Source organism: Novosphingobium sp. Chol11 (assembly GCF_945870625.1).
In the GTDB taxonomy this organism is placed as follows: Bacteria; Pseudomonadota; Alphaproteobacteria; order Sphingomonadales; family Sphingomonadaceae; genus Novosphingobium.
Genome location: NZ_CAMBTS010000151.1, coordinates 1 through 5,210 on the forward strand (window position 1 = coordinate 1; position 5,210 = coordinate 5,210).

Genomic DNA, 5,210 nt, shown 5'->3' on the forward strand with positions numbered 1-5,210 from the left:
AGGTCATAGGCGACCTTGCCGCTGCACAGTACCACCTTGCGAGTATCCGCGTCGGCCGCGCCATTGGTGTCGGAAAGGATGCGCATGAAGTGCCCCTCGCCAACAAAGTCCGATGTCACCGATTTGGCCAGCGGATGGCGCAGCAGCGATTTGGGCGTCATGATGATCAGCGGCTTGCGGAACGAGCGCTGCATCTGGCGGCGCAGCACATGGAAGTAATTGGCCGGGGTGGTGATATTGCAAACCTGCACATTGTCTTCGGCGCAAAGCTGGAGGAACCGCTCCAGCCGTGCCGAGGAATGCTCCGGCCCTTGTCCCTCATAGCCATGCGGCAGCAGCATTACGAGGCCATTGGCGCGCAGCCACTTCGATTCCGATGCCGCGATATACTGGTCGATCACGATCTGCGCGCCATTGGCAAAATCGCCGAACTGCGCTTCCCACAGAACCAGCGTCTTGGGATCGGCACTGGCATAGCCATATTCAAAGCCGAGCACGCCATATTCGGAAAGCGTGCTGTCATAGACCTCGAACCGCCCATGCGGCAGCGTCTTCAGCGGCACATATTTGCGCTCGCTGGTCTGGTCGACCCACACCGCGTGGCGCTGGCTGAATGTGCCGCGCCCCGAATCCTGCCCTGAAAGCCGCACGTTGAAGCCTTCGGTCACAAGGCTGCCGAACGCGAGCGCCTCGCCGGTCGCCCAGTCGAACCCTGCGCCGGTGGCAAACATCTCGGCCTTGGCCTCGATCACCCGGCCCAGCGTCTTGTGGATGGTCAAGTCGGCGGGCACCGTGGTCAGCGCGCGGCCGAGGCTGTCAAACAGCTTGCCGTCGATGCCGGTAGGCACATTGCGCCTCGCGCTCACCGGATCGGCCGGTTTGTTGAGCCCGCTCCAGCGCCCGCCGAACCAGTCGGCCTCGTTCGCGCCGTATGTCTTGGAGGCCTCGAACTCCTCCTCCAGCGAGGCAACGAACGCGGCCTCGGTCGCATCCTTCCATGCCGCGTCGATCACCCCTTGCGCCACCAGCCGCTCGGCATAGATCGCCGAGACTGGCGGATGCTGCTTGATCCGGGCATACATCAGCGGCTGGGTAAAGCTCGGCTCGTCGCCCTCGTTGTGGCCAAAGCGGCGGTAGCACCACATATCGACGACCACGTCGCGGCCGAATTTCTGGCGGTAGTCGATCGCCAGCTTGCACGCGAACGTCACCGCTTCGGGATCATCGCCGTTCACATGCAGGATCGGGGCCTGCACGCCCTTGGCCACGTCCGAAGGATAGGGCGAATTGCGCGCAAACTGCGGGCTGGTGGTAAAGCCGATTTGGTTGTTGACGATGAAATGGATCGCGCCGCCGGTGTTGTAGCCGCGCACGCCCGACAGGCCGAAGCATTCCCACACGATGCCTTGCCCGGCAAAGGCGGCGTCGCCATGGATCAGCAGCGGCAGTACCTGTTTGTGCTTCGCGCCCGCGCCCACATCGTCGCCGATATCGTCGCGGTAGCGCTGCTGCGCGCGGGTCTTGCCCAGCACCACCGCGTCCACCGTTTCCAGATGTGATGGATTGGGCAGCAGGCTCATGTGCACCTTGATCCCGTCGAATTCGCGGTCGGTGCTCGTGCCGAGGTGATACTTCACATCGCCCGATCCGCCCACATCCTCGGGGTTCGCCGTGCCGCCCGAAAACTCGTGGAAAATCACGCGGTAAGGCTTGGCCAGCACGTTCGCCAGCACGTTCAGCCGCCCGCGATGCGCCATGCCATAGATGATCTCGCGCACGCCCAGCTGGCCGCCATATTTGATCACCGCCTCCAGCGCCGGGATCATCGATTCGCCGCCATCGAGGCCGAAGCGCTTGGTGCCGACATACTTCTTGCCGAGGAATTTCTCGTATTGCTCGCCGCGGATCACCGCGCCGAGGATCGCCTTCTTGCCATTGGGGGTGAAGTCGATCGACTTGTCGCCGCCCTCGATCCGGTCCTGCAGAAAGCGCCGCTCCTCGACATCGGCGATGTGCATGTATTCAAGGCCGACTTTGCCGCAATAATTGCGCCGCAGGATATCGACGATCTCGCGCACGGTGCCCCATTGCAGCCCCAGCACGCCGCCCAGAAACACCCGCGCATCGAGCCCCGCGCCGGAAAAGCCATGATATTCGGGGGCCAGATCGGCGGGCAGGTCTTGCTTGGAAAGCCCCAGCGGATCGAGGTTCGCCGCCAGATGGCCGCGCACGCGGTAGGTGCGGATCAGCATCATCGCGCGGATCGAGGCCGAAGCCGCCGCCTCCAGCGCCGCCTCGTCGAGCACGGGTCCCGGCGTGGCATCTCCCGCCTTCTTCGCCGCTTCCTTGATCGCCGCCTTGATCGTCATCGGATCAAGCGCGCGGGTCAGATCATCCCCCGCCGCCGGATCGTTCACCGGCCAGCGCGAAGAAGCCCACGAAGGCCCGGCTTGCGGCGCTTCCTGCGCGGGATCGGTCTCGAATTCGTGCACTTCCAAACCCATCGTCACGTGCTCCAATGTCTTATCGGCCGCCCGCCCTGCGCCCGGTCATCCGCCACCCGCTAACCATCGAAAGCGCGCAATTCTGCCGGTCTAGCGCGCATCCTGCAAAGGCAGGTTGCGCGCCAGATACGTAGAATTCCGCGTGAACCAGCCCCTCACACCAGCGAAGGATCGATCCCCCGGCACGCCACCAGCAGCTCCTTCACCGCGTCGACCGAAATCTGCAGGCCGGCCTTGTCGGCATCGTCCAGTTCGATCTCGACGATCTTCTCCACGCCGCCCGCGCCGATCATCACCGGCACGCCGACGTAAAGCCCGTCCACGCCGTACTGCCCTTCGACATAGGCGGCGCAGGGCAGGATGCGCTTCTGGTCGCGCAGAAACGCTTCGGCCATCGCGATGCCCGACGTGGCGGGCGCATAGAACGCCGAGCCGGTCTTGAGCAGCGCGACGATCTCGCCGCCGCCGCTGCGCGTGCGCGCCACGATCGCGTCGATCCGCTCTTGCGTGGAAAGCCCCATCTTGACCAGATCGGGCACCGGAATGCCGTTCACGGTCGAATAGCGCGTCACCGGCACCATCGTATCGCCGTGGCCGCCGAGCACGAAGGTGTTCACGTCCTTCACCGAAACCTTGAACTCGTCGGCAATGAAGTGGCTGAACCGCGCCGAATCGAGCACGCCGGCCATGCCCACCACCATGTGATGCGGCAGCCCTGAAAACTCGCGCAGCGCCCAGACCATCGCGTCGAGCGGATTGGTAATGCAGATCACAAACGCGCCCGGCGCATTGGCCTTGATGCCTTCGCCCACCGCCTTCATCACTTTGAGGTTGATGCCGAGCAGGTCATCCCGGCTCATGCCCGGCTTGCGCGCCACGCCTGCGGTCACGATGATCACATCGGCGCCTGCGATATCGGCGTAATCGTTGCTGCCGGTGATCTTGGCGTCAAAGCCTTCGACCGGGCCGCACTGCGAGAGATCGAGCGCCTTGCCCTGCGGCACGCCCTCGACCACGTCGAACAGAACGATATCGCCCAGTTCCTTTTGCGCGGCGAGGTGGGCCAGTGTGCCCCCGATATTGCCTGCGCCGATAAGTGCGATCTTCTTGCGAGCCATGCCTTGTTGGTCCTTCCCGGATGTGCGGGACAGTCGCCAATGAAAGCCTGCCGCCGACCTGCGACGCGGGCGAAAGCCGCGCGCGCAAACCGGGTTTGTGACCCTCAACGAAGCGCCATGCGGCTTACCCCCGCGTCCCGCATGAACGGGAGGCAAACCCGGCGTGTGGCAAGCCAACTAGGCCCCCCAAATGACGATTGCAAGGCAGAAAGGCCCCTATTGCGGCCTTTTTATGATAACAGTTCGCAATAGCAAAAAGGGGCTTGTCCGCTCAGCCGTGCCCGCCGGTCCGCCGGTCAAAGCTGCGCGCCAGCCCGCCATCGAGCACCGCGCAGATCGCCATCCACCAGCGCGCCTTGTCCGGCTCGCCAATCCGCTCGGCAATCAGCGCCGCATCGTGCGCGCGCTGCGCGGCGGACAGGCCATGCGCGGCAAACAGCCGCAGCGCCGCCTCGAGCAGGGCGTCATGATCGCTCGCTTCATCGCCCGCCTGATCGTTGGCCCCGGCCGCGCCGCCCGGCTGCACCAAACCGTTGTCATTCGCCGCCGCGCGCCGCGCCAGCCGGCTGTTCGGTTTGCAGGTGAAGGAGAAAGTGCCATGGCGGGGGGCAAAATGAAGCATGGCAGGGTCCTCTCGGTTTGGCCGGGCTGCGGCGCTAATGCGCGCGCTCCGGCTCATCCGCCATGTAGCGCCGCGTGATGAACGGCCCGTGTGTCCATTAGGTTAAGCGCCGGATAACCCTGATTAGGGGTTTCAACTGGTCGGCTGCGCAATCCATTTGCCCGCATTTTCATAGGCGCTGCCCGCAGCCTGCGATTTCGATCGCGCCGCCGCGCCTTCGCCGGTCAGCGCGGTGCCGCGCGTGTCTGCGTGGGCCGCTGCCGTCCCGCGCGCCAGCGGGACCTGGCCAAACGAGGCGCTCACTGGCACTCCCGGCTGCCCGGCCTGCTCCATCCGGCGCAGCGCTTCGAGCCGCCCTTCCTCATAAGCTTTCTCAAGCGCCAGCGGATCGGCGATATCGCTGCGCGCCGGGATCCACGTGCGCGGATGCGGCGCGGCGAGCGGCTCGCCGCCGGCATAGACCGTGGTGAACGCCGCCGGACGCCCCGCCGCGCCGCTCCAGCGGTAAAACCGGTGCGCGCCGATCGTGCCCAGAAAGGTCAGGCTATCGGCCCAGTAGGGATGGATCGCGCTGGTGTGGTAATGCGTCGCCAGGCCCACCGGCGCATAGACATTGCCCGCCAGCGCATCGGCTGCCACGCGCCGCGCGCGCTCCCAGAACGCCGCCATCGGCCGCCGCGCCATCGAACCGTCGCAGGCAAAGCTGAACTGGCACGATGGCCGCTCCGATCCCTGATAGACCACGCCGCACACCGTCTTGGGAAAGGCGGGATGCGCCGCCCGGTTGAGCACCACTTGCGCCACCGCGCGCTGCCCGCCATCGGGCTCGGTGGCCGCCTCATAGTATATCGCCGCCGTCAGACACGTCAGCGCGCGTGTCCGGTCGATCCACGATCCCGCCGCGCGCAGCGGCCGCGCCGCCGGGCCGGCTGGGCCCATGATCGGGGCCGCAATCGCATCATCGCG

At 65.5% G+C, this 5,210-nt stretch carries 4 protein-coding genes; all 4 read right to left on the bottom strand.

What is annotated here, in order from left to right; translation table 11 throughout:
- On the bottom strand, nucleotides 1–2,504 hold a 2,504-nt coding region (locus Q0O40_RS15230; RefSeq protein ID WP_295531790.1), incomplete at its 3' end, for a 2-oxoglutarate dehydrogenase E1 component.
- A gap of 155 nt (nucleotides 2,505–2,659) precedes the next feature.
- Complete coding sequence (mdh, locus tag Q0O40_RS15235) at nucleotides 2,660–3,622, bottom strand: malate dehydrogenase (RefSeq protein ID WP_295531793.1); 963 nt, start codon at nucleotides 3,620–3,622, stop codon at nucleotides 2,660–2,662.
- 271 nt (nucleotides 3,623–3,893) lie between these two features.
- On the bottom strand, nucleotides 3,894–4,244 hold the full coding sequence (locus Q0O40_RS15240) for a hypothetical protein (RefSeq protein ID WP_295531796.1): 351 nt from the start codon (nucleotides 4,242–4,244) through the stop codon (nucleotides 3,894–3,896).
- 132 nt (nucleotides 4,245–4,376) lie between these two features.
- Nucleotides 4,377–5,210 (bottom strand): cell wall hydrolase (locus tag Q0O40_RS15245; RefSeq protein WP_295531799.1); only part of this gene is annotated, 834 nt, incomplete at its 5' end.

Excerpts from the sequence above, each read along its gene's own strand:
- mdh (WP_295531793.1), bottom strand. The coding sequence starts at position 3,622 with ATGGCTCGCAAGAAGATCGCACTTATCGGCGCAGGCAATATCGGGGGC.
- Q0O40_RS15240 (WP_295531796.1), bottom strand. The coding sequence starts at position 4,244 with ATGCTTCATTTTGCCCCCCGCCATGGCACTTTCTCCTTCACCTGCAAA.